This is a genomic window from Pontibacter deserti (genome assembly GCF_023630255.1).
GTDB classification, from domain to species: Bacteria; Bacteroidota; Bacteroidia; order Cytophagales; family Hymenobacteraceae; genus Pontibacter; species Pontibacter deserti.
In genome coordinates this window covers 554,931-577,256 of sequence record NZ_JALPRS010000001.1, presented here as the reverse complement: position 1 = coordinate 577,256, position 22,326 = coordinate 554,931, and the positions used below count along the sequence as shown (strand labels likewise).

The 22,326-nt window shown below is 44.4% G+C and carries 24 protein-coding genes; 8 read left to right on the top strand and 16 right to left on the bottom strand.

Going from position 1 to position 22,326, the window contains the following annotated elements:
- Positions 1-4: 4 nt before the first annotated feature.
- Together arsS and MJ612_RS02445 are read right to left on the bottom strand one after the other, a co-directional pair.
- Positions 5-1,060: an arsenosugar biosynthesis radical SAM (seleno)protein ArsS gene (gene arsS / locus MJ612_RS02450; protein ID WP_187029109.1), complete on the bottom strand. Its 1,056-nt coding sequence runs from the start codon at positions 1,058-1,060 to the stop codon at positions 5-7.
- Positions 1,061-1,063: 3 nt separating this feature from the next.
- Complete coding sequence (locus MJ612_RS02445; protein WP_187029107.1) at positions 1,064-1,399, bottom strand: arsenosugar biosynthesis-associated peroxidase-like protein; 336 nt, start codon at positions 1,397-1,399, stop codon at positions 1,064-1,066.
- Between the two features lie 220 nt (positions 1,400-1,619).
- On the opposite strand from MJ612_RS02445, the gene MJ612_RS02440 reads away from it, so the two are divergent.
- Positions 1,620-3,011, top strand: coding sequence for an NAD-dependent succinate-semialdehyde dehydrogenase (locus MJ612_RS02440; RefSeq protein WP_187029104.1), 1,392 nt, complete (start codon positions 1,620-1,622; stop codon positions 3,009-3,011).
- Between the two features lie 89 nt (positions 3,012-3,100).
- Here MJ612_RS02440 and MJ612_RS02435 read toward each other — a convergent pair whose 3' ends face one another.
- The 6 genes from MJ612_RS02435 to MJ612_RS02410 form a co-directional block, all read right to left on the bottom strand.
- The gene (locus tag MJ612_RS02435) at positions 3,101-3,865 is read right to left on the bottom strand and encodes a YdcF family protein (RefSeq protein WP_187029102.1); all 765 of its coding nucleotides are present in this window, start codon (positions 3,863-3,865) and stop codon (positions 3,101-3,103) included.
- A 154-nt stretch (positions 3,866-4,019) separates the two neighbouring features.
- On the bottom strand, positions 4,020-4,241 hold the full coding sequence (locus MJ612_RS02430) for a DUF2905 domain-containing protein (protein ID WP_187029100.1): 222 nt from the start codon (positions 4,239-4,241) through the stop codon (positions 4,020-4,022).
- 11 nt (positions 4,242-4,252) lie between these two features.
- Positions 4,253-4,801, bottom strand: a complete 549-nt coding sequence (locus MJ612_RS02425; protein ID WP_187029098.1) for a hypothetical protein — start codon at positions 4,799-4,801, stop codon at positions 4,253-4,255.
- A gap of 58 nt (positions 4,802-4,859) precedes the next feature.
- Positions 4,860-5,696 (bottom strand): metallophosphoesterase family protein, encoded by an 837-nt coding sequence (locus MJ612_RS02420; protein ID WP_250419027.1) that lies wholly within the window; start codon positions 5,694-5,696, stop codon positions 4,860-4,862.
- Positions 5,697-5,860: 164 nt separating this feature from the next.
- Positions 5,861-6,673, bottom strand: a complete 813-nt coding sequence (locus tag MJ612_RS02415) for a metallophosphoesterase family protein (RefSeq protein WP_187029094.1) — start codon at positions 6,671-6,673, stop codon at positions 5,861-5,863.
- Between the two features lie 126 nt (positions 6,674-6,799).
- The gene (locus tag MJ612_RS02410; protein ID WP_187029092.1) at positions 6,800-7,672 is read right to left on the bottom strand and encodes a glycosyltransferase family protein; all 873 of its coding nucleotides are present in this window, start codon (positions 7,670-7,672) and stop codon (positions 6,800-6,802) included.
- A gap of 109 nt (positions 7,673-7,781) precedes the next feature.
- On the opposite strand from MJ612_RS02410, the gene MJ612_RS02405 reads away from it, so the two are divergent.
- Complete coding sequence (locus tag MJ612_RS02405) at positions 7,782-10,226, top strand: type IA DNA topoisomerase (RefSeq protein ID WP_187029090.1); 2,445 nt, start codon at positions 7,782-7,784, stop codon at positions 10,224-10,226.
- 72 nt (positions 10,227-10,298) lie between these two features.
- Here MJ612_RS02405 and MJ612_RS02400 read toward each other — a convergent pair whose 3' ends face one another.
- The gene (locus MJ612_RS02400) at positions 10,299-10,691 is read right to left on the bottom strand and encodes an Ig-like domain-containing protein (protein ID WP_187029088.1); all 393 of its coding nucleotides are present in this window, start codon (positions 10,689-10,691) and stop codon (positions 10,299-10,301) included.
- 478 nt (positions 10,692-11,169) lie between these two features.
- On the opposite strand from MJ612_RS02400, the gene MJ612_RS02395 reads away from it, so the two are divergent.
- Together MJ612_RS02395 and MJ612_RS02390 are read left to right on the top strand one after the other, a co-directional pair.
- Positions 11,170-12,279 (top strand): SWFGD domain-containing protein, encoded by a 1,110-nt coding sequence (locus tag MJ612_RS02395; protein ID WP_187029086.1) that lies wholly within the window; start codon positions 11,170-11,172, stop codon positions 12,277-12,279.
- Positions 12,280-12,456: 177 nt separating this feature from the next.
- Complete coding sequence (locus tag MJ612_RS02390) at positions 12,457-13,071, top strand: porin family protein (RefSeq protein WP_187029084.1); 615 nt, start codon at positions 12,457-12,459, stop codon at positions 13,069-13,071.
- A gap of 120 nt (positions 13,072-13,191) precedes the next feature.
- On the opposite strand, the gene MJ612_RS02385 is transcribed toward MJ612_RS02390, so the two are convergent.
- The 4 genes from MJ612_RS02385 to MJ612_RS02370 form a co-directional block, all read right to left on the bottom strand.
- Complete coding sequence (locus MJ612_RS02385) at positions 13,192-13,830, bottom strand: carbonic anhydrase (protein WP_187029082.1); 639 nt, start codon at positions 13,828-13,830, stop codon at positions 13,192-13,194.
- Positions 13,831-13,873: 43 nt separating this feature from the next.
- Positions 13,874-15,445 (bottom strand): SulP family inorganic anion transporter, encoded by a 1,572-nt coding sequence (locus MJ612_RS02380; protein WP_187029080.1) that lies wholly within the window; start codon positions 15,443-15,445, stop codon positions 13,874-13,876.
- 144 nt (positions 15,446-15,589) lie between these two features.
- On the bottom strand, positions 15,590-16,981 hold the full coding sequence (locus MJ612_RS02375) for a HAMP domain-containing sensor histidine kinase (RefSeq protein WP_187029079.1): 1,392 nt from the start codon (positions 16,979-16,981) through the stop codon (positions 15,590-15,592).
- Positions 16,978-17,661: a response regulator gene (locus MJ612_RS02370; protein WP_187029078.1), complete on the bottom strand. Its 684-nt coding sequence runs from the start codon at positions 17,659-17,661 to the stop codon at positions 16,978-16,980. The genes MJ612_RS02375 and MJ612_RS02370 overlap by 4 nt, the downstream gene beginning before the upstream one ends.
- A 124-nt stretch (positions 17,662-17,785) precedes the next feature.
- Between MJ612_RS02370 and MJ612_RS02365 the strand changes: the two genes are divergently transcribed.
- Entirely contained in the window at positions 17,786-18,697 is a 912-nt protein-coding gene (locus MJ612_RS02365) for a cation diffusion facilitator family transporter (RefSeq protein ID WP_187029077.1), read from the top strand.
- On the opposite strand, the gene MJ612_RS02360 is transcribed toward MJ612_RS02365, so the two are convergent.
- The 3 genes from MJ612_RS02360 to MJ612_RS02350 form a co-directional block, all read right to left on the bottom strand.
- Positions 18,694-19,053 carry a DUF1801 domain-containing protein gene (locus MJ612_RS02360; protein ID WP_187029076.1) on the bottom strand — a complete coding sequence of 120 codons (360 nt, stop codon included), beginning with the start codon at positions 19,051-19,053 and terminating at the stop codon, positions 18,694-18,696. The two genes, MJ612_RS02365 and MJ612_RS02360, sit on opposite strands and share 4 nt — an antisense overlap.
- A 226-nt stretch (positions 19,054-19,279) precedes the next feature.
- Positions 19,280-19,915: a DsbA family protein gene (locus tag MJ612_RS02355; RefSeq protein ID WP_187029074.1), complete on the bottom strand. Its 636-nt coding sequence runs from the start codon at positions 19,913-19,915 to the stop codon at positions 19,280-19,282.
- 83 nt (positions 19,916-19,998) lie between these two features.
- Entirely contained in the window at positions 19,999-20,781 is a 783-nt protein-coding gene (locus MJ612_RS02350; protein ID WP_187029072.1) for an SDR family NAD(P)-dependent oxidoreductase, read from the bottom strand.
- Between the two features lie 127 nt (positions 20,782-20,908).
- Between MJ612_RS02350 and MJ612_RS02345 the strand changes: the two genes are divergently transcribed.
- The 3 genes from MJ612_RS02345 to MJ612_RS02335 all read left to right on the top strand — a co-directional run bounded on the left by MJ612_RS02345 (position 20,909) and on the right by MJ612_RS02335 (position 22,294).
- On the top strand, positions 20,909-21,553 hold the full coding sequence (locus tag MJ612_RS02345) for a hypothetical protein (RefSeq protein WP_250419026.1): 645 nt from the start codon (positions 20,909-20,911) through the stop codon (positions 21,551-21,553).
- A gap of 8 nt (positions 21,554-21,561) precedes the next feature.
- On the top strand, positions 21,562-21,870 hold the full coding sequence (locus MJ612_RS02340; protein WP_187029070.1) for a winged helix-turn-helix domain-containing protein: 309 nt from the start codon (positions 21,562-21,564) through the stop codon (positions 21,868-21,870).
- An 85-nt stretch (positions 21,871-21,955) separates the two neighbouring features.
- Positions 21,956-22,294 (top strand): potassium transporter KefB, encoded by a 339-nt coding sequence (locus tag MJ612_RS02335; RefSeq protein WP_187029068.1) that lies wholly within the window; start codon positions 21,956-21,958, stop codon positions 22,292-22,294.
- The last annotated feature ends 32 nt before the right edge of the window (positions 22,295-22,326 follow it).

The following is a 22,326-nucleotide window of genomic DNA, read 5'->3' as shown; positions in this document are numbered from 1 at the left end:
TAGTTTAAGCCACAGTTTGTCCGCCGCAACTGGAACCGGCACCTGCCGTGCACCCATAGCAATGCTGGTTTAAAACGATGTTGCGGTTGTTCAGGCTTTGTAAGTTAAAATCGCGGATATGTTGCGGTGCAGATGATGCTACGCGAAGCTCCAGCATTTGGTTAAAGTCGCAGTCATACAGGTTGCCATCCCACCCTACCGAGATCGTGTTGCGACACATTACATTGGCAGCGGCTGCAGGGTTAAAAGCATCTACCAGCTTTTCCATGTAACTTTCATAGTTTCCGCTTTGCAGCAAATACTCCAAGTAACGGCTTATCGGCAGATTGGTAATGCAGAAAAGGTTGTTGAAATCGATGTCGTAACCGGACTTCAGCCTGCGTTTAAATTCAGCTTCCAGAGATTGCTGTGCTGCCGGTAAAAATGCACCTGATGGATTATAGACCAGGTCCAGTTGCAAACCAGAATCTTCCCTTCCAAAGCCCACTTCGTTTAACAGTTGCAGCGCTTTTATCGATTTGTCAAACACCCCATCGCCGCGTTGTGCATCGGTGCGGCTGGCAGCAAAGTACGGCAACGATGACACCACCTGCACTTTATGCTCTTTAAAGAACAAAGGCAGATCGTGGTACTTTTTGTTGGCAAGTATAATGGTCAGGTTGCAGCGCACTATAATTTGCTTTCCCAGCTTCGAGAGTTCTTCTACAAACCACCTAAACTCGGGGTTCATTTCCGGGGCGCCGCCAGTAATATCTACCGTTGTTATTTCAGGTGAATTTACCAGCGCATCCAGGCAAAGCTGCATCGTTTCGCGGGTCATGATCTCTTTGCGGTCCGGGCCGGCATCTACATGGCAATGGCGACATGTCTGGTTACACATCTTCCCCACATTAACCTGCAAAACCGTGACACTTGTTGGCTTTAAAGGGTACAGTTCATGCTGCTGCAACTTCGCAGCAAACTCAGGAAACTGTGTACCCTGTTGCAGCACCGTAAGCTGGTAAGCCGGTTCCGATAATTCGTGTTTCTGCCTGTGAAGCGATGTAGCGGTAAGCGCCATAAATTACATCGTAAGTTCCTTGATCTTGTTCATCATCTGCACGCCGTGCACCAATGCCGCACCGCCCTTTATAGCTGCCGCCACATGCACAGCTTCCATCATCTGGTTCTCGTCAGCGCCTTTCTGCAAACAATCCGAAGTATAGGCATCAATGCAATACGGGCACTGCACCGCATGCGATACAGCCAGCGCAATCAAAGCTTTTTCACGGGCAGTTAAAGCGCCTTCTTTAAAAACTTCGCCGTAGTAATCAAAAAACTTGTTGCCCATTTCAGGCTGCAGCTTCGTAACGTCTCCAAACTTTTTAAGGTCGGCCGGGTCGTAATAGGTTTTTTCCATAAACTATAGTTATTATAAAGCTTAAACAGATACTTATGCGTTCTGTTAAAGTATATCCTGTAAAACTACGTCAGCCAAGCCTGAAAACTAAACTATAATTTGAAAAAGCTCTGATCAGCCCAAGTACATTCAGAAACATTACCCAAAGCCAACTGTACCATCCATTATACTTAAAAAACCAGCCTTTGCGTATATTTACTTTTGATAATGACACGATACTATGGCCATACAAACTATGAATCCGGCCACCAACGAGGTGGTAAAAACTTTCGAACCGCACACGTCTGAAGAAGTTACCCAGAAAATAGAAGCTGCCGATAAAGCCTTCCTAAGCTGGCGTAAAACTAGTTTTGCAGAGCGCGCCAGACTCATGCAAAAGTGCGCCGACATACTGGAACAAGATGCAGAAAAATATGGCCGCATCATTACCCTGGAAATGGGCAAACCCCTGAAAGATAGTATCGCAGAGATTAAGAAATGCGCTACCGCCTGCCACTACTATGCCGACAATGCAGAAGATTTTCTGAAGGATGAAACTATAGAAACCAAAGCAGAAAAAAGCCTGATCGCTTACGAACCGCTGGGGGTTATATTGGCTGTTATGCCCTGGAATTTCCCGTTCTGGCAGGTATTTCGTTTTCTGGCGCCTGCACTTATGGCTGGCAATACCGGTTTACTGAAACATGCTTCCAACGTACCCCAATGTGCACTGGCAATTGAGGAAATTGTTCGTAATGCTGGCTTCCCCGAAGATGTGTTTTATACCTTACTGATAGGCTCAAAAGAAGTAGATGCTGTGATCGGACACCCGGCAGTAAAAGCTGTAACCCTGACTGGTAGTGAAGCTGCAGGTGCACACGTAGCCGCCACAGCGGGCAAAGAGATAAAGAAAACGGTACTCGAACTGGGCGGCAGTGATCCATTTATAGTTTTAGATGATGCCGACCTGGAACTAGCCTCTGAAAATGCCATGAAATCGAGAATGGTGAATACCGGGCAAAGTTGTATTGCTGCCAAGCGTTTTATAGTTGTAGAAATTATAGCCGATGCTTTTCTGGAGAAGATGAAGCAGAAAATGGCCGCACTTAAAACTGGAGACCCGCTTAAAGATGACTGCGATTATGGCCCGATGGCCCGTCCAGACCTGGCAGAAGAACTGGAAGAACAGGTAAACAGATCAGTAGAAAAAGGAGCTGAAGTTGTGTTAGATGGCGGCCGTGAAGGCAAAGACAGTGCATATTTTAAACCGATGATCCTGAAGAATGTGAAGCCCGGCATGCCTGCTTACGAAGAAGAAATGTTTGGACCCGTAGCCGCTTTTATAGTTGCCAAAGACGAAGAGGATGCCATCCGGATTGCCAACGATTCCCGCTTTGGCCTGGCCGGCTCTGTCTGGACAAAAGATCAGGAACGTGGCTTAAAAGTGGCCCGACAGGTTGAATCAGGTGCGGTTTTCGTAAACGCCATGGTTGCTTCTTCGCCTGAAATGCCGTTCGGAGGTATAAAAAAATCCGGCTACGGTCGTGAGTTATCTTACGTCGGCATCCGCGAATTTGTAAACCAGAAAAGCATCTGGGTAGGCGCTGGCCCAAGTAACAAGCAGGGAGACTAGGAAAAGTTTAGGAGTTAATGAGTTAGAGAGTTTGTGAGTTAGAGAATTATTAAAAAGGGTTATAAGGAACAACTCATTAACTCTTACACTCATAAATATCCCATCAGTTTATACATAACATAGCCGGCAATTTCGTGGATGAGCAGGTGCCAGTTGCTGAGTGAGCCTGCATTGGGAACTATAAGCTCATCAGGAGTAAAGTAGCGTGGCCCAGAATAAAAATCGGTGCTATACACATCGGCTTTTATACCTGCTTTTGTAAAACAAGACTGAGAGCGGCGCATGTGGTAAGCAGATGTTACAAGAAGCCGGGTTTTCCACTCGGGATGCTTCTGCAGTAGTTTTGCTGTGTGTTTCGCGTTTTCGTAGGTATTGCGGCTATTGCTTTCGGTTATAATATCTTCTTCGTCCACACCTGCCATCAGCAACACTTTTTCTATTTGTTCCGCTTCCGGTACGGCTGTTCCGGTTACTCTTCCATCACCACCTGAGATCAGGAACTGGTCTATTTTGCCTAAGCGGTATAGTTGTAGCGGGTGCAGGAACCTGTCGGCCCCTTTGTGTGTGTGGATGCGGTCAGGTATGTCTTCGCGATAGCCGGTAACGCCGGTAAGTATAATGGCCACATCGTAATGCTTTACTTTATTAACCGGAATAGCGGCAACTTCCCAGGCCCGCCAGGCTTCATTCTCCAGAAAAGGATTTGAAAAGACTATAAGTATACCCAGCGACAAGAATAAAAAACTTCGCTTATACTTCGGCTTTTTCAGCAAAAGGGCCAGGATCAGAAACAGCAGCACCCACAGAAAGGGCATCAGGAAAAGGTGCAGCAACTTAGATAGCAGGAAGAACATAGCAGGTTAAAAGATTAGCCAGAGCAGCAGAAAAACAAGTACCATAGTTAGTATGGCAATGATGTCTTTGTGCAGCTTAAGCTTCGGAAACATAATGGCTGATTTTGCCCTCCCAAGATAGCAAACTATAGATAAACCTGAAAACAGCTCTAGTTTAGAAGAACTTCCTGAACAGCCACAGCAGCAGTGAAAGCAGCGCACTCAGCAATAACATTGTCGTGATCGGAAAGTAAACCCGTACGTTCTTCTTCTCCACTTTAATATCGCCGGGCAGGTTACCGAACCAATTGAGTTTATCGCCGGCAAACCAGATAAGCAGCCCAAGCACTACTATAACTACGCCAACTATAACTATATATTTCCCGACAGGCTGCATCCGTTTATAGTTTAAAAGTTTACCCTTGCACCAATGGAAATATTCATGATCTCCCAAAGCGTTAGGTTTTCATCTTTATACCACGACGTAACTAACAGATCGTAGGTTCCGAGCTCACTGTACAGGCCGATCTTCTTTACATCACTGTTATGTAAATCGCGGGTAACAGTTGCCCCTGCAAATCCTAACAACCTTACTTTCGGCGACCACCAGTAATATCCCTTCGGAAATTTATCGTCCCAGGAGAGCGGGTATTTATCATTAAAATAATAGCTCAGCCCTAACCCCAACTGCACAGGTATAACAGTAAAGTTTCTTTTCCTTTTTATCTCCCAAGGCTTGTAGGTTCCTTTCAGGGTAAGCAGATGTTCAGCTTCATCAGCATCAAACTCGGGTACATACCCATATAGCAGGTCCACTCCTATTCTCCTTTTTGCAAAGTCATACCCCGGCCCGACTGCTAACATCCCCATGTTGCCGGCAAACTGCAACACGGCTGCATCAGGTGCATACCACTTTCGTGCGGAAGTAACGGTTGTGTCCTGTACTGGACTGCCCACACAAGTATAATTTGCTCCTGATAAAATTACCAGAAGCAATATCAATCTTATCCTCATTTCAGGAATTGATTTGAATACGTTCAAAAGTTATGTTATCACCGTTTACTGTAAAAACGATGTACTCGAGCCGTTCGGTAGCACCCGAAATCAGGTACGGAATACTACCATCAAACGGATAAAAGAGGTTATAGGCATGCCTGTGGCCATGGAGCGAAAAACTTACATTATACTTGCTAACTAACTTTCCATATAATTCACCTTTACCTTCGTCTCTGCCAAATTCATATAGAATGGGGTAAATATGAGAAAGTACAAAAATGTGATTGTATTGCTGTCCATCTTTCAGTTCTTCCTCCAGCCATTCAAGGTCAGGTACTTTTCTGTCGAACTCCAGGTAATTGGTGTTAAGCAGAATAAATTTACTATCTCCAGCTGTAAAGCTAAAATCAAAAGCGCCATACATTCTTTTGTAAACAACCTTACCGTTATTAGTGCCATCATGGTTACCGATTACAGCTACATATGGCATTTTTAACTTGCTCAACTGTTGATGAATCAGTCTATGCTCTTTTAATAGTCCGAAATCCGTTATGTCGCCCCCAAGCAGCAGGAAGTGTGCTTCACCGTGATGGCGATTAATGTGATTTACAACCTTCTCATTATCCGCATAAAAACCCTGCGAGTCGGAGATAAGAATAAATTTAATCTGGTCGGTTGGAGTAATAGATAGATCCTTTATCCTCTGAATGTTGCGTTGGTTTATATTCTTTTCATCATCATTGAGTCGAACTTCATACGGGCTGTATTCAAACTTTTCGCAGGCCTGCAATATCAACAAACACAACGCAAGTATAACACAGACAAAACAGTTATATTTTTCAACAGGATAATACATAAACCGGCATCACTAGTAATGTTTACCAGTAGTGCAATTATTTGTTCAACCTGTTGTGCCGGTTTTAAGCTAAGAACAGCCTGGAGCAAATAAAGTATGTTAATTTTATAGTTACGGTTTTGTGTAGAACTTACGCCAATACAACTATTTTACAGGTCGCTTCATTAGTAGCCGCTTTTAGTTGAAACACGTTCGAAGGCAACAGATGTGTTGTTAACCCGCATCAGCACGTATTCTTCATCAGCGGCTTCGCCCACATTCATGTACTGCGTACCTCCTTCTTCAAGCTGATATGTTTCAAAGCTATGGTTATGCCCGTGTATCGACATGGTTACGTTATACTGGTTCATGAGCTGGCGGTAACGTGTTGCATTGGCATCACCGAAAGCAGAGCTGGTAGGGGGAATATGGGAAAGCACAAACACTTGGTCGTAGCTTGCCCGGTCGGTTAGCTGCATTTCAAGCCAGTCCAGGTCCGGGGCAGTACCGTTAAACTCCCAGTTATTCGTATTGATGAAGATAAACTTGGAGTGGCCTGCTACAAAACTAAAATTATATGGCCCATACATTTCCTTGTACAGCTGCATGCCATTACTTACTGCATCATGGTTGCCTATCACAGTTACCAGAGGCGCCTTCAATCTACCCAGTTCTTCATTAATTAATCTGAACTCTTTAAGTAAACCAAAGTCCGTTATGTCACCATTATGCAATATAAACTGTACATCGTTACGCTTATTCAGGTGGTTTACCATCACTTCGGTATCTTTATAATACCCTTGGGTATCAGATACTAGTGCAAAAGTGATGGTTGCATCTTGTGGGATGTTCTGTTGTTTGATGCGGTCGATGCTTTTCTGATTCAGTTGGCGTTCGTTATCGTGTAGCCTTACCTCATAGGGGCTATACTCAAACTTATCGCAAGCCTGCAATGCCAGCAAAGGCAGCGCAAGCGCGGCAAGTGTAATTTTTTTCAAGTAGTTATATTTTGTAGTAGTGTATTGCATTTACTGGTATTAATGTTAGTATATACCAGAAGTGCAATTAATTGTTTTGGGCGCGGTACTATATTTTGAGCTAAAAGTCGCTCAGGGTAAACAAAATTAAATAATTTTATAGTTGCGGTATTCCCACAGGCGATAACCTGTTATACTTTCCACAAACATTCTTATCCTATCTTTTATTACAAACCTGCGGTAACTCAGGTCGTAGTCAAACTTCCAGTTGATCCTATTTATGCGGTCTTTCATTACTGAAGGGTGGGTACCTTCAAAAAGTCCAAGTGCATCTACACCGGAGTAGTCAAACTCTTCTACCTTGGGCACATTGGTCTCAATCCATTCATCCGAGTGATACATGCGTGTAAAGCTTTCGCGTTTGCCCTGCATCGCACGCGGGTCTTTTACCCAGCCGTAATGGTAGATGTAAGCGTCTATCAGCTTCACATTCAGCTTCTGGTTATCTCCTTTTCTAAAGCCCTGTGCATCTCTGTAAGAAAATATATCTTTCCGGTTTTTGATCACACGGATTTCACGGCGGTACCAGCGCATCGACTCTCCAACATAATCATAGGAACCATAAAAGTGCTTATAGTTGAACAGCAAGCCATCCACCTCAGGAGAATCCTTATACTGTTCCATGGCTGCTTTTATAGTTGGCAGGTACTGCTCGTGCACCACTTCGTCGCCTTGTATATAAAAAGCCCAGTCAGAGTCCGGGGAGATAGCGGCAAATGCCTTGTTGGTTTCTTCTGCCAACACCTGGCCGCCCTGGCGTAGCGAATCATCCCAAACAGTTTCTATGATGCGGATCTTCGGGGAATTTATACTTTGGATCAAGCCCAGCGTATCATCGTCAGAATTGCCTACGGCTACCACCACCTCGTCGCAGACAGGAAGTATAGAAAGAATGGCTTCCACTACAGGGTAGTCGAACTTTATTGCATTCCGGACAAAGGTAAAACCGCTTACTTTCATAGTTCTGGGGCCGTGATATTTCGGGGCGCAAAGTTAGGCAAAAGCTACTAATTAACCTGCAAAAGCTGTAAATTTGAAATCTGATTGATTATTTAAAATATACGAAAGCTTGAAAGTTTGCATTGCTGAAAAACCCAGTGTGGCCCGCGAAATTGCCATGGTTATTGGTGCCAGAACCAAGAAAGACGGTTATTTTGAAGGCAACGGCTACCAGGTAACCTGGACCTTCGGGCACTTCTGCCAGCTGCGCGAGCCCGACGATTACCGCCCCGAATGGAAGCGCTGGAGCATACACGACCTGCCCATGCTACCGCAGCAGTACGGCATAAAACTGATGCAGGACAGCGGTGTTCAAAAGCAATTCAGAATAATAAAGCAGCTACTCGACAACGCCGAAGAAGTAATAAACTGTGGGGATGCCGGCCAGGAAGGAGAAGTAATTCAGCGCTGGGTTTTAACCGAAGCCAAGTATAGAAAACCTTTCAAACGTCTCTGGATCTCGTCGCTTACCGAAGAAGCCATTCGTCAGGGTTTTGCCCGCTTACGCGAAGGCTCAGAATTCGATTCTCTCTACCAGGCTGGTAAAAGCCGCGCCATTGGCGACTGGCTGCTGGGCATGAATGCTACCCGTTTGTTTACGCTGAAGTATGCCAACGGCAGCCGCCAGACCTTATCTATTGGCCGTGTGCAAACACCTACGCTGGCTATGCTGGTAAACCGCCACCATGAGATCGCTAACTTTGTACCGCAGCCATACTGGGAACTGAAGACTGTTTACCGCGATATAACGTTTGCCAGCACCAACGGCCGTTTCCAGAAAGAGGAAGATGCTCAGAAAATACTGGAGGCGATACGTCAGGCAGAATTAACTATAACTGATGTTGAGACCAAGAAAGGTACTGAAGCGCCGCGTAACCTGTTCGACCTAACCTCGCTGCAGATTGAGTGCAATAACAAACTGGGCATGTCGGCCGACGAAACGCTGAAGACCGTGCAGAGCCTGTACGAGAAGAAAGTAGTTTCTTATCCGCGTGTAGATACCACTTACCTTCCTGATGATATTTATCCGAAGATACCAGGTATACTTCAGGGGTTGGATAACTATAGAAATGAAGTAGCACCGTTGCTACAAGACAAGATTCGCAAAACCAAAAAAGTATTCAACAATAATAAAGTAACAGATCACCACGCTATCATACCAACAGGCGCATCGGCAGGTAGCATTTATGGTCGCGAAGCCGATGTATATGATATTATTACCCGTCGTTTTATAGCTGCCTTTTACCCGGATTGTATAGTAAGTAACACTACTGTAAATGCAGAATCGGCAGGTTATACTTTTAGGGTTAGAGGAAAACAGATACTAGAGCCGGGCTGGCGTGTGTTGTATGGTGCTGAAGATATTAAACCGGAAGCTCCTGCAAAAGAAGGTGATGCGGAAGAAGTGACAGCCGGCGTACTGCCGCATTTCGATAAAGGCGAACATGGCCCACACGAACCGTTGCTGGAGAAAAAAATGACCAACCCGCCAAAAGAATATACCGAAGCCACGTTGCTGCGCGCCATGGAAACAGCCGGCAAGCAGATGGAAGATGAGGAACTAAAGGATGCCTTAAAAGAGAACGGGATCGGCCGGCCATCTACCCGTGCAGCTATTATTGAAACACTTTATAAGAGGCAGTACATCCGCAAAGACAAAAAAAAGATAGTGCCTACACAGATGGGCATTGACCTGATAGGTGTGATTAAAAACCAGACCCTGAAATCGGCGGAGATGACCGGGCAGTGGGAAAAGAAACTGCGCCAGATAGAAGGTGGTGAGTTTAAAGCCGAAGCCTTTTTACAGGAACTACAGAATTTTGTTATCAGCCTGGTGCAGGAAGTGAAGAATGATACTGCCCGCGTAAGTATAGAACCACAGGCAACTGCTGCTCCGGCCGCTAAGATCAGGGATGCAGCCAAATCTAAAAAAACTGCTCCGGCAAAAGAGAAAGCCGCAGCTCCTACGCAAGGGCTTGGCTCCTGCCCTGCCTGTCAGCAGGGGTATATTGTAAAAGGTTCTACAGCTTATGGCTGCATTAAGTATAAAGATGGATGCCGTTTCCTGATACCGATTGAGCAGTTCGGAAAACCACTGAACGAGAAACAGATTACTGCCCTGCTAACCAAAGGCAAAACACCAACTATAAAAGGACTAAAAGACGCAGCCGGCCAAACTTTTGATGGAAGTATAGTTCTAAACGGACAGCAGCTTGAAGTTCAGAAAGCAGAGCAAAAGCCAGCATCAGATCCGTTTGCTATGTGCCCGCGCTGCAAGCAAGGTAAAATGTTAAAAGGAAGTACAGCCTACGGATGCAGTCGTTTCCGGGAGGGTTGCCAGTTTAAGGTACCCTTTGAACTGGGCGGTAAAACACTCTCTGAAAAGCAGATTGCTACCCTGCTCACAAAAGGTAAAACAGGTAAAATAAAAGGTTTTATATCCCATAAAACCGGTAACACCTTTGAAGCTGCTCTAACTATAAACGACCAGGGGCAGGTAGTATACCAGTTCTAAATTACAGTAGCTTACATATAAAAAGGGCAACTATAGAAGTTGCCCTTTTATTTCGTGTAAAACTGCTCGCCTTTATTTAACGATAAAGTTTACCTGTTGCTCAGATACATTTGTACGACCATCCGTAGCACGAACGTATAGTTGGTAAGTACCAGGCGCAATGTTCTCCATTGATATCAGCGTATCAAAATCAACTACATTCTTCTCCGATACTTTATTAAAAGTTATCAGACTAGTTTCTGCACCTTTTACAGCAAACTCCACTTTAACCGCATCCTTATCTACTGCTGTAACATGGATCCGAAGGTCCTGTGTCTGGTTTACCGATTGGTTGTTGGTAGGGTTGTTAATGGTTAAGCTTGGCTTTGAGCCATCCGGCTGCATATCGCCATCTTCAAACAAGTCTTCACAACTTGTTAAGGCAACTATAGCAAGCATAGATGCCAGTACTGATTTTAATTTCATAATATGTTTGGCTAAAAGATATCTATTTAATTGAGCTACAACTAAAAAGTACTATTTAATAGTTCAGTCAGTTATAACTTTTTTAAATGCGCACCAAAGTACAAAGCATTTATATTCAATCAAATCACTAACCAGACAAATTTTAACAAAACAGCACAAATACAATCAGATTATTTAATTAATCCTACAGGCAAACAATACTTTCAATAGTATAACAGCTGCCCCTGCTTTATTCCGTTCAGGATTGGACGGAGTTTAGTATGCGCCTAAAAAATAACCTTAAGTTATTAATTGGCCAGAGGTATAACAGGCCTGACTATTCCCTGAAAATCTTAATTCTATACGAGGTACTAAGTAAGTATACTAGTTTGAAGCTAATAACTAAATGCAAGATGAATCGTAAAAAAACACGTCGCAGTATATAGCAGTGACACATTTAGTTAAGTATAATTTTTATAACTGTAAACCCAAATAATCTATGAGAAGCTATGAAAACTCGGGCTACAACCCGTACAATGACAACAACAGATCAGAATCAAGAGGGTCGGCAAGAAATTATTATTCCGATAACTTAACAAACAGAAGCAGCGACTATGGCACCAGAACTGGTTCAGGTTCTGGCTTCGGATCAGGTCGTGATTATAGTGCCGGTTCAGGCTATGGCAGCGGTTCTACTTACGGACGTTCTGCAGGCATGACTGGCAGCAGCTATGGCTCATCAGGATATGGGTCTTCTTCAGGATATGGATCAACTTCAGGATACGGATCTTCTGGCTACGGCTCATCAAGTTATGGCAGAGGAACTTCAGGATCACGTTATAGCAGCGACTACGACCGCAGTGGCCGTGATACCTGGGATCGTGCCGGTGATAGAATAGAGAATGCCTGGGACCGCACTAAGAGCCGTGTATCTAATGCATGGGATCGCATGACAGACGATGATGACAACAGAAGCAGAAGCAGCTATGGCGGTGGCTATGGTTCATCTTCTGGCTATGGCTCTGGCAGCCGTTATGGTTCAGGAAGCACAGGTTCTAGCTATGGAACTTCCGGTTACGGATCATCTAGCTATGGTTCTGGAATGGGATCATCAGGTTATGGCTCTGGCTCTGGCAACACTGGTTACGGATCAGGTAGTTCTGGTTACGGATCAGGTAGTTCTGGCTCTGGCAGCTACGGCAGAAGCACACAATACGGTTCAGGTATGGGATCTGGTTATAGCTCAGGAATGGGATCATCAGGCTATGGCAGCACTGGCGGCTATGGATCAAGCAGCTATGGCAGCGGCAGCTACGACAGAGACCGTTACTCCAGCGATTACGACAGAGACAGATATTCTTCACGCAGCTATGACAGAGACCGCGAAGGCCATGAGGACCGTGGATTCTTTGACCGTGCCGGTGATGAAATAAGATCATGGTTCGGTGATGAAGAAGCAGAACGCAGAAGAAGAATGGATGAGATGCGGGATCGTGAACACGATTCAGACTATAACCGCTCCGGTAGTTCATCATCTTACTCTTCCGGTTCTTACAGCGGACCTCCATACTCTTATGGTTCATCATCACGCAGAGACTACGAGTGGTAGCATTACCGACAAGTCCCGTTTTTACGGGTACCAATGGTAATTCCTACATCTGAATAGTGGATGAAACTCCACAAAAAAGCCTCGCTGGTTGCAGCGGGGCTTTTTTATTTGCACTTTTGCCACCCTTAAATTTTACAATATTCAAGAACTATAACTGTTACCAATTAAAATTAAATTATGAAGAAAACGATTCTACTGTTATCATTAGTCTTATTAGCAACAACCGGGTTTGCCCAGCAATTAGGTATAAAAGCCGGGGCTACTTACAACAACTTTAAAGGCGATGATGCTAAAAACTACGATTACAGATTAGGCTATACTGCCGGCTTGATATTACAAAATCACATCACGGATCTGATAGGTATTCAGGTGGAAACACTTTATACTTCTAAAGGAGCTAAGCAGGAAACTACACTTGGTAACGGCTCCAAAGCTGAAGATAAATTTCGCCTGAATTATGTGGATGTACCGGTTTTGCTGCATGTGTCTGCTGGTGGCTTGTTCTTTGATCTGGGTCCGCAGGTAAGTTTTATTGCAAAAGGTCGCCGCGTCAGTGAAGTTACCTCCGCTACCGGTAATACCACCACTACCGTAGAGACTGAGATCACAGATCACCCCTATCAGGTTGATTTTGCTTATGTAGGCGATATTGGTTACCGTGCCGGTAATGGTTTTGGTCTTGAACTACGCTATGCAGGCGGTTTAAAGAAGATTGATGATGAAGGTCCTTTTACAGGTGACCAGCGCCGCAACTCTTCTATCATGCTTATGTTCAGTTACCTGTTTCAGTAGCATAAATTATTTTCAGCATAAGCTTAAGAGCAACAAAAAAGCCTGGTTAAACTACCAGGCTTTTTTCGTGTTCACTATAATTCAAAACAACACAATCTATACTTTATATTTTGGGGAGGGTTAATTTTCCGTATTTTCCAATATGGTGTTGTAGATGTGCTCGTAACGCTTAAACGTATTTATATCTACTTTCAGGTCGCGCAGCAAACCTTCTTTAATATCATATACTAAACCATGCAACTTAGGAGGGTTATCAGTTAACATGGCATTCTGGATGATAGATGTTTTTGAAAGATTGTGCACCTGCTCAATCACGTTCAGTTCTACCAGCCGGCGCAGGCGTGCATCCTCATCAGAGACACTCAAAATCTCATCTTCGTGCAGGCGTATTACATCTTTGATGTTACGAAGCCAGTTGTCTATCAGACCGAACTGCTTGTTACTGGCAGCCGCAGCCACACCGCCGCAGCCATAGTGCCCGCAAACTATAATATCTTTAACCTTCAGTACTTCCACAGCATACTGTAACACCGACAGCATGTTCATGTCTGTATGAACTACCATGTTAGCAATGTTGCGGTGCACAAATAATTCGCCTGGTCCTGTGCCGGTAATTTCGCCTGCAGGCACACGGCTGTCTGCACAGCCAATAAACAGGTAACGTGGCTGTTGTCCTTGAGCCAGTTTAACAAAGTATTCACTGTCCTGGGCTAGCTTCTCAGCAACCCATTTCTGATTGTTCTCAAATATTTTTTCCATATACGTTTAGATGTCAGTTAAACAGATTATTTTAATTTATTGATTAGTGAAGCTCCATTACTTCTACATTACTTATGTTCACCAGGTCTACTTTAATGTTGCGTTCGTGAGCCGTTTGTTTAAATTCCTGAATTGCTTCCAGCACATCATAATCAATGTATTCTGAATTTTCACCGTCAATTATTACATGGCTGTTTTGTGGCAAGTGGTCAAGTGTAAGTATAATACTTGCCTTATTCAGGAAAGAAACGTGCTCGCTAAGCCTGATACGGATGATCTCTTTGTCTTTATGTTCTTCTTTGTGGAAGAAGTACGGCGATTTGTAGTTTGCCTTCAGAATGTAGAAAATACCCACAGCAAGACCAACGCAGATACCAATCAGAAGGTCTGTGAAAAGAATAGCCAGTATTGTAACAATGAAAGGTATAAACTGCTCATGACCAAGCTTTAACTGTGACTTGTAAAGTGCCGGCTTCGTAAGTTTAAAACCAACTACCAGTAGTACTGCAGCAAGCGCTGAAAGCGGGATACGGTTCATCAGGCCAGCTAACAGAAATACCGACAGTGCCAGAAACACGCCATGTACAAAAGACGACACCCTGGTTTGAGCACCTGAGGCAACGTTTGTAGAACCACGCACAATTACGGCCGTCATAGGTAAACCACCTAACAAGCCTGCAACCATGTTACCAACACCCTGTGCCTTCAACTCTCTGTTAGTATTGCTGCGGCGCTTGTGCGGGTCAAGTTTATCTATTGCCTCAATACTAAGCAATGTTTCTAAACTAGCTACAATGGCAATAGTAAAGGCTACAATATATAGCGACGGGTTAGAAAGAGCACCCAGGTCCAGGAAACGGAGCTCTGTGCTAAGGTCGTTAAAGCTACCCAGTATTGGAATGCTAACTAAGTGCGAAGATGTAACCGTCAGCTCAGGAGCAAAGCCTGAGAACAAGGCATTTATTACAATTGCAAAAATAATAGCCACCAGTGCTCCCGGGATAAAGCTTAGTATCTTAATGCTCTTTATTTTAGGATTATCCCACAACAGGATTATAGCCAGGGAGATGATACCAATGATCATGGCGCCTAGTTGAATACTAGAGAACGCATGCCCTAGCTCTGAAAAGGTAGTACGGCCATCCGGCTGGAAAAACTGCATCTCTCCAAAGAAATCATCATCAGCTCCTAAAAAGTGTGGAATCTGCTTCAGGATAAGTATAAGGCCAATGGCGGCCAACATTCCTTTAATAACAGAGGAAGGAAAATAAAGCCCGATGACACCTGCTTTCAGGAAACCCAGGATCAATTGCAGAAAACCGGCGATCACCACTGCCAGCAAAAAGGCCTCAAAAGATCCAAGGGTCTCAATACCGTTCAGTACAATTACAGTAAGACCTGCTGCAGGGCCGCTAACTGCAAGCTGTGAACCACTTAACCACGAAACCAGTACACCGGCAACTATACCCGTTACAAGCCCGGACATAAGCGGAGCACCAGAAGCCAGGGATATACCAAGGCATAGAGGTAACGCAACAAAAAAAACAACTAATCCTGCTGGAATATCTTTACTCAGATGGCCAAGGTAATTAGGACTCTTTATACTTTCTTTCATATTTTAATCTCTTTATTCAACAATTGCCCCTGCCCTTCCCATATGATCCGGGCAGGAGCAAAAGTTGATTTTCTCACCTAATGCCTCAAAAGTATAGTTACCATATTAAGGTGGAATTAAAACGAGATTAAAAAGAGATTAAAATCAAGGTCGGGCAGGTATAAAGCCGTATGCCTGTGGCAGAGTAAGAGTAACTTCTGTGCCTTGGTTTATCTGCGAATGAACAGTTATACTACCGTTGTGTAATTTCAGAATACGTTCGGTAAGCGGCAAGCCAATGCCGTGGCCTGTTATGTTACGCACGTTCTCTGCCCTGAAAAAAGGAACAAACACATGCTTCAGGTCTTCTTCTGTTATACCTAACCCACGGTCTGTTACAACCAGCTTTACATCTTTCCGGCTAAGTACTATGCGTACGGTTGCACTTCTGCCTGTCGGGGAGAATTTGATCGCATTCTCTATCACATTTACCATAGCTATCAGCAACAGTGCTTCATTTCCTTTCACTACCAGTCGGTCTTCTTCATCCGGGAAATCGGCAAAATCAATATCGATATGGGCATTGGGCTGGCGCTTTACTACCTGGTCGCGGGCCATCCAAACCAACTCATCAAAGCGCAGGTACACCTGCTGTATTTTAGATGAATCTATACTTGCCTGCGCGATCTGCAGCAACCCGTTTGAAAGCTCTGTTAGTAAGCGGGCATCCTCTAGTGTGGAGTTTAGCACACGTTGATATTCTTCCGGCGTACGGGGCTTCATCAAAGCTACTTCCAGTTCTCCCATCATTGTGGTAAGTGGTGTGCGCAACTCATGCGATGCATTGGAAACAAAGGTGCTTTGCATCTCAAAAGCCAGTTCAAGCCGTTCCAGCATTTTATTAAAGGTTTGCGCCAGATGGGATAGCTCATCTTTTCCGTCGGCGTTGCTCAGGCGCATGTGCAGGTCCGATGCCGTGATCTTTTCTACCTCGCTTACTACTTTGGTTATCGGGCGAAGTGCTTCTTTAGCAAATACCCACCCCGCTACCAGCACAACAATCAGGGAGCCCAGGAAACCAACTATAAGTATAACCTTTAGGTGCTGCAGCTTTTTTAAACTATAAGCGTCAATAGAAGATGCCAGTACAATAAATTCTCCCTGGTTATCATGGTAAACTATACCAACTACCTGGCGGTCGCCCTGCTCATAATGTAGTTCTTTTTCCTGCCTTATTTTAGTTAGCAGTGCATTGTCAACTTCCAGCCTGCCTCTTCCTTCCGTAAAGGTTTGTCTGCCCTGGCTGTCATAAATTTTAACAACTTCGTAAGGGAGCACCTGGTAAAACCGGATCTGGTTCAGGCGGCGGGTACGGGCATCTGCTTCATCTGCATCAAATACGTAAGCAGAAACCACTTTTGCACGTTGCAGAATCCGGTCATAAAAATCTTCCTGCCGGTAAATAGATGTGAAGTAGTAGATTACCAGCGAAAACAAAACAAGAATAAGCGTAAATATTCCGGCGAACTGCAGCGTAAGCCTGTTCCTTATCTTCATACCTCTTTCTGCTCTTTCAGTACATAGCCCATGCCCACCAACGTATGAATCAGTTTAGACGAATGATCTTTATCTATCTTCTTCCTGAGAAAGTTGATGTATACATCTATTACATTGCTGCCCGTATCGAACGAAGTTTCCCATACCTGTTCGGTTATATCTACCCGCGATACCACGCGCTCTTTGTTGCGCAGCAGGTAATAAAGTAAGGCGAATTCGCGGGCTGTAAGGTTTACAGGTTTGCCGCTTCTGGTCACTGTTTTCTTTACTACATCCATCTCCAGGTCGGCAATAGTTAGCTTCTCTCCGGTGGTACTTTCGGTGGTACGGCGGGTTAAGGCACGTATGCGGGCCAGCAATTCTTTAAACTCAAATGGCTTGGTAAGGTAGTCGTCTGCTCCTGCATCCAGGCCTGTTATCTTATCATCGGTGGTGCCCAGTGCGGTAAGCATAAGTATAGATACAGATGTGCTATGCTTCCTGATCTCACGGCATACTTCCAGCCCGTTCATGTGCGGCAGTATGATATCCAGGATGATGATGTCGTATTCGTTCTGCAACGCCAGCTTAATCCCGAAGGTACCATCGTATGCCTGGTCTACTTCAAAAGCCTGTTCTTCAAGCCCTTTTTTTATAAAAGAAGCCACTTTGGGTTCATCCTCAATTAACAGTACCTTCATGCTGGTTTTAGTTCTTTTACTATCTTAACAATTAAAATGCAGCCAAATGTTTTTTGGATTAACAGATTATGAGTTGCAAAGTTAATCGCAAATATCTAAAACCTGATGGCAACGTTTTTATACTATGGCACATAACCACGGGCATTCCCATGATCATCAGCATCACCACCATGGGGGTAGCAACATAAAAGTAGCTTTTTTACTGAACCTGGGCTTTACGATCCTGGAGTTTGTAGGTGGTTTCTGGATAAACAGCGTGGCTGTTATGTCAGACGCCCTGCACGACCTTGGCGATTCGCTCTCACTGGGGCTGGCCTGGTACTTCGAAAAGCTCTCTAAAAAAGGCAGCGATCGCAATTTCTCTTACGGGTACAAGCGTTTTTCCTTATTGGGTGCAGTTGTTAACTCCGTTATACTTCTGGTTGGGTCTTTTATTATACTTTCTGAAGCTATACCACGCATCTGGAATCCGGAACCTGTAAATGCTGCCGGCATGATTGGCTTTGCGGTGTTGGGTATACTTGTAAATGGTGCAGCCGTGCTTCGTTTAAAAGGAGAAAACTCAATAAACGAACGCGTCGTGCGCTTGCACCTGCTGGAAGATGTTTTAGGTTGGATTGCCGTTCTGGTTGGTGGTGTTATACTTTATTTTTTTAACTGGCCTTTCATAGACCCGCTGCTTTCTGTTGGCATTACGCTGTTTGTATTGTATAACGTGGTTAAGAACCTTCGCCAGAGCCTGAAGATATTATTACAGGGCACTCCCCCGCACATTAATCTGGATGAAGTACAGCAACGCATACTAGCTCTGCCGGATGTACAGTCCATCCACGACCTGCACATCTGGACAATGGATGGCACCTACAATGTGCTGACACTGCATGCCGTAATAGCTGAAAACCTGCCCTTGCAGGAAACAGAAAAAATAAAGCAACAAATACGGGAAATGATGGCTGACCTGGCAGTGCAGCATGTAACAGTAGAACTGGAAGTACCCGGCTATGCCTGCGAGCACGAAGCCTGCACCAACCCCTAATTCTGGTTAAGCAACACAGCTTCTTTGATCAACTCTACAAAGTAAGTTTCGTCAATGTCGTCTAAGGTGCGGATCTTGATGTGCAGATGTTGGCCGTTACGGCTAACTAACCTGCGGGCCGGATCAGAAAGCTCTTTCCCTCTGAAGAAGCCGAAATGAATACCGCTTCGGGAGGATGCAAAATAGCACACAGGGCCGTAAAAGAAGTAACAAGGATAATCCCAGCGTACACATTCTTCCAGGTGTGCTACTGATGAATGAATAATACGACGTATTTCCTGTGCCAGATGTATCTTTTCCTGACTCAGTTTTCCTATGTATTCATCAACCTGGTTGGTAGTAGCCTTGATTCTCATAGTTGATTGCGCTCAGTTAAAGCATTCGCTTGATGCTGATAAATATACAACATATTTAATATTACTGTCAACTATGAGTTGTATTTTACAAATATTAGCTGCGTGTGAAGTACCAACTATCCATAAAAGTATGCGGGATAGAAGCGCAAATAGTTATTTCAGGAAGTATAGATACTTTGAAAGTATAATCAGGCTGGTATGTACCTTTGCTTAATCGGAGTATAACTTATAGTTGCAAGTGCTGCAAAAGCCGTTGCTCCAACTCATCTAACTGGCAAAAGCCTTTCGTAATAAGTTCTGTCCCTTGCCTGGTTTTGAGATAAATACTCGGGAAATTGGTAACACCTAACTGAGCAACTGCTTCAAACTCGTCATCTAGTTGCTGCATTACTTCATCAGATTCAAATAATGTTAAAAACAGGTTCTCTGATACTCCGAACATGCCAGCTATCCTTACCAGCACTGCTGTATCTGTCAGATCCAGTCCATCGGCGTAAAATGCAGAATGCATGGCACGAAGCACTTCTAATGTAAGAACCGGGCGCAACAAACGCATGCATAACAAAGCCCTGCAGGCAGGTTCTGTGGCATAAACATATTCTTTTCTCAGGAAAAACTTAAAGTCGAAGGGTAAATGCGTGCGCTGCTGTACCCAGTGCCAGCTAGTTGCCAGTCTTTCCCTTTCTTCGCGCTGGAGCGGCTCTGTTGCATAGGCCTGCAGGTTACCTAACTGCACCTGTACCTGCAACCTCCCCCTCCACAAAGCAGCCAGTCTTCTCACCACCTGTGTAAACCCATAGCACCAGGCGCACATCGGATTGGTAACATAAAGTATAGTAGGCGTATTCTGAGACTGTACCATAGTTAAGCTAAGTTGTGTCGGCTATAGTTTACCTTACACACATCTGGTAGGTTGTATAGTTTTAAAATTCGTCATCTGTATTGCTACACATAGATCATTTTGATCGTCATGCCTCCGTCAATTTTTATACTCTGGCCTGTAATAAACCCTGCCTGGTCTGAGCATAAAAATAAAGCTGCAGCTGCAATATCTTCAGGTTTGCCTACCCGCCCGACAGGGTGCTGTTCTCTATCTTGCTTGCTGTGCTTAGGCAGGTATTGTTCGCTCTTTTTCTGCCACTCTCCTGTTTCAATCCAACCCGGCGCTATGGCATTTACCCTTATCTTATCTTCAGCCAGACTTACAGCCAGTGAATGTGTCAGTGCTTCCAGCCCGCCTTTTGAGGCTGTGTAGGCAAATGTATCAGGTTCCGACATAAAAGCTCTGGTGCTTGTAATATTAAGTATGGCCGGTTGTTCTGCAGCTTTTAAAAGCGGTAAGGCATACTTGGCACATAACAGGGGTCCGCGCAAATTTACTGCCAGCATCCGGTCAAACTCCGATAGCAGCATGTTCTGAAGATTACCTGTAAAAGGATCTGCTATACCAGCATTATTAATTAAAGCATCCAGTTTTCCATACTTCACTCCTGCTATCTCCATCAACTTAATTACCTCATGTTCCTGGCTCACATCGCAACGAATAAACGCTACCTTTTTCTTCTCCTTTTGCAGTCTTTCTACTGCTTCTTTACCGGCTTCTTCGTCAGCATCTGTCAGTATAACCTTGGCCCCTGCATCAGCAAAAGCCTGTACCATTCCTAAACCTATGCCTTGTGCGCCACCGGTTATCAAAACTGTTTTACCCGTGTAATAGTCGTTTATCATAAACTATAGTTTTACTGCTTACTAAGTTACCGCATGTGCTAAGATTGTGTTGCCCACCCAACTATAAGTATAGAATTTAAAAATATTTTAACCGTACTGCTTGACATTACGTAAAGTATTATTAACTTTGAAACTCAAAGTACTTTATATGAACCAGCAGCAAGACCAGTTAGCCACTCTGCACGAGATCCGCAACATCATGGATCGTTCTTCCCGCTTTATTTCGCTAAGCGGATTATCGGGAATTGCCGCCGGCGTATCTGCGCTCTTAGGGGCAGCAGTTGTTAAATGGTATCTGGTAACGCATAACATAAACTATAACCAGACCTTAGGCCGCGGCCTTACAAATGACAATCTTTTGTTTCTGGTTGCGGTAGCGGCGTTTGTGTTTATACTTGCATTGTGTACTGCTACTTACTTTACGGCACGCAACGCCAAAAAAAACAGTCACCGTGTGTGGGATAGCAAAACCGAGCGTATGCTTGTTAACCTGTTTATACCTATTGCGGCAGGCGGGGCTTTTTGTGCCATACTTATTTACCACGACCTGCTATACCTGGTAGCGCCTGTGATGCTCATTTTTTATGGTTGCGGGTTGTTAAATGCCAGTAAGTATACCCTCAGCGATATTCGTTACCTGGGTTTACTGGAGATTATAATTGGGCTGGTTGCCAGTTTTTTTGTGGGGTATGGTTTGTTTGCCTGGACGTTGGGGTTTGGAGTGCTGCACATAGTTTATGGTGCACTGGTGTATTTTAAATACGAACGTTAACAGGTCCTGTGAAAGATTATCTTGAAAATATAAATAAAGCCTTCGAAAGCAGGGCGCGGTTAGGCATTATGTCGGTGCTGATGGTGGAGGATAAAACAGACTTTAACACCCTTAAAGAAACTTTACAGCTAACGGATGGTAATCTGGCCAGCCACCTGCGTGCCTTGGAAGAGGCAAACTATCTGCGCGTGGAAAAACAGTTTGTAGGCCGTAAACCGAATACAACTTACCATGCCACCGATGCCGGTCGCGAAGCTTTTAAAAGCCATTTAGATGCACTGGAGCAACTGATTTTAAACAACAGGCCAGGAAACTAAATTTTTTTTGCGGTTATACTTTGTAATTCAAAGTACTTTAAATAAACAACAAATCAAGTTTTAAAACCATTAAAGATAATTGATCATGACACAAAGAAGTGGATTTCAAAACCACCCGGTTCACGGGGCTTCGGTAGGCAAACGCATGCTGCATGGCGCAGTAATCGGCCTCATTATTATCTCATTTTTCCTTATTGGTGCAGGAGATCCCGACCCAAGCTGGTCAAGATTCTGGATGGTTAAGCCCCTGCTTATAGTTCCGGCGGCTGGTGCACTGGGAGGGCTTTTTTACTACAACATGGATTATCTGCGCTACGAAGGCGGCTGGAGAAAGGCTTTAGCTTATGTACTAAGCCTAGTTGTTTTCATAGTAGTGCTGTGGCTAGGTATTGTGCTGGGCTTAAACGGCACTATGTGGGATTAAGCAGCTTTAACTGATCAGATGTTGAACGCTTT